Genomic DNA, 461 nt, shown 5'->3' with positions numbered 1-461 from the left:
GGATTGTGTTGGCCCATCCAAAGACTCCCAATCTGTGGAGAAACGCATGTCCCAATATTTTTGAGAATTTATGCTCATTTCTTTTTTCATGCTGCTAATTGAATTGCAGATTGATTTATAACAGGTTGAAATATACCAAAAATACGATATTCAGATTCTGAGGCAAAGTATTGCGCCCCTTCAATATATTCGTAATAGTGTACATCTGTATTTTTACGATTTTCCACAGCAACCACCAAGAGATACTTCCCCTCGGTTAAATAGTTTTGAAAATCAAAAGTTACTTGGAAATTTTGACCTGTCGAGAAATCCAATTTCGCAAAATCATGCGTGGTCGAGACCATAAGATCTGTACCTTTCAAATCCTTAATAGAGAATGCTACACTTATGTTATCTTTGGGCAAATATTGTGGCAATGAAAAATTTATAATTACCTTTAGTTTTTCGCCCCATGTATAGAC

Annotated in this window: 1 protein-coding gene; it reads right to left on the bottom strand. The window is 35.4% G+C overall.

Features of this window, described 5'->3' with window-relative positions:
* Positions 1 to 86: 86 nt before the first annotated feature.
* Positions 87 to 461, bottom strand: a 375-nt coding sequence (locus GVJ63_RS21895) for a Wzt carbohydrate-binding domain-containing protein (RefSeq protein WP_200843135.1), incomplete at its 5' end; no start/stop codon positions are given.

Origin of the sequence: Pantoea sp. 18059, from assembly GCF_902706165.1 — a bacterium.
GTDB lineage: Bacteria > Pseudomonadota > Gammaproteobacteria > Enterobacterales > Enterobacteriaceae > Pantoea > Pantoea agglomerans.
Note: the sequence above shows the minus strand (reverse complement) of the source record. Positions and strands in the feature narration are given on the sequence as shown.